Here is a 1,523-nt window from a genome sequence, read left to right on the forward strand (position 1 = left end):
CGGAAGATTTCAAGTCCAGTGAGACGGTCGTGACGCTATGAGGTTTGTGGTGCGGGTTCCCTGCGCTTGGCCGGGTCGTTGATCCACGCCGTCTTTGGGATCTCGGGTGGTCTGGGGCGGCGGCCGAAGCGCTCGGGGTGCCGTGCATAGGCCTCGACGAGGGTGACGGCCCGCTGGTCGCGGATCTCATCGGCGGTGCCGAAGTGGACGCTGGCGGGCGTGTGAAGTCCGATGCCCGAGTGCCGGTGCTCGTGGTTGTAGTACGAGATGAAGGCGTCGAACCATTCACGGGCGTGGGCCAGGGAATCGAACCGCTCGGGATAGTCGGACATGTACTTGGTGGTCTTGAACTGGGCCTCGCTGTAAGGATTGTCGTTGGAGACCTTGGGACGCGAGTGACTTCTGGTGACCCCGAGGTCGATCAGCAGCTGGGAGACCTTCTTGGAGGTCATCGAGGTGCCGCGGTCGGCGTGCACGGTCTCGGGGACGATGCCGTTGCGCGCGATGGTCTCGCGGATCAGCTCCTCCGCCCGCCCGGCTGATTCGGCCGCCTCGACGGTGTGGCCGACGATGTAGCGGCTGAAGATGTCGATGATGACGTAGGCGTGGTACCAGATTCCCTTGCTGGGGCCGGCTGCCTTGGTGATGTCCCACGTGAACACCTGCGAAGGCGCGGTGGCGACCAGCTCGGGCACTGTTCTGGCCGGGTGGGTGGCCTGGCGGCGGCGCTCGCCGGACTGCCCGCGCTCGCGCAGGATCCGGTACATCGTGGAGACCGAGCAGTGGTAGCGCCCGGTGTCCAGCTCGCGGGCCCAGATCTGTGCGGGCGGCAGCTCGGCGTACTCGGGGCTGTTCATCAACTCCAGTACCGCATCACGTTCTTCGGTCGAAAGGGCCGACGGTTGGACCTGGGGCTGTCGTGGCCCGCGCGCGGGCGGCGGCTTCAGTCTGCGGTAGTGGGTGGCCCGGGAGCGGCCGGTCAGCCGGCACGCAGCTGCGATACCCAGTTCGTGTTCGAGGCCGGCGAACGCCTCGTCCATGACCGGGTCGGCGGCGTGCCTCAGTCCGCGCCCTCGGAGATCATTTCCAAGAGCGCCGACGCTTTTCCCAGGACCTCCAGTGCGGCCTTGTTCCGGGCGAGTTCCTTCTCCAGCCGTTCCACCTGCCGACGCAGCTTCTCGTTCTCGACCTCGGCGGCGGACTTCTTCGGGCGGGCCGGGCTCGTACGGCGGTCGACCAGGTTCTCCAGGGCCCCGGCATCGCGCGCGGCCCGCCACTCGGTGACGTGCGAGTGGTACAGGCGCTCGCGGCGCAGGACCGCGCCCTTCTCACCCTCGGGCGCGGCGTCGTACTCGGCCACGATCCGCAGCTTGTACTCGGGGCTGAACGTGCGGCGCTTCGGCCTGGGCGCCGGGTCGGCCGCGGACGAATTGGTGCTGGTCATCAGGGGTGGAACTCCTACTCGGGCCCTCTCAGGCTAACCCGACAAAGCGGGATGTCTCACCCAAGGCTGACAGAGAGGG

2 protein-coding genes are annotated in these 1,523 nt (G+C 67.5%); both read right to left on the bottom strand.

All coding sequences use genetic code 11. The features are described from left to right. Positions 1-35: 35 nt before the first annotated feature. Complete coding sequence (locus ACIBEC_RS47790; RefSeq protein ID WP_360510328.1) at positions 36-1,040, bottom strand: IS3 family transposase; 1,005 nt, start codon at positions 1,038-1,040, stop codon at positions 36-38. A 20-nt stretch (positions 1,041-1,060) separates the two neighbouring features. Continuing rightward, positions 1,061-1,444 (bottom strand): hypothetical protein, encoded by a 384-nt coding sequence (locus tag ACIBEC_RS47795; RefSeq protein ID WP_360510330.1) that lies wholly within the window; start codon positions 1,442-1,444, stop codon positions 1,061-1,063. Positions 1,445-1,523 lie beyond the last annotated feature (79 nt).

It is taken from the genome of Kitasatospora sp. NPDC051164 (genome assembly GCF_044455625.1).
Taxonomy (GTDB): Bacteria; Actinomycetota; Actinomycetes; order Streptomycetales; family Streptomycetaceae; genus Kitasatospora.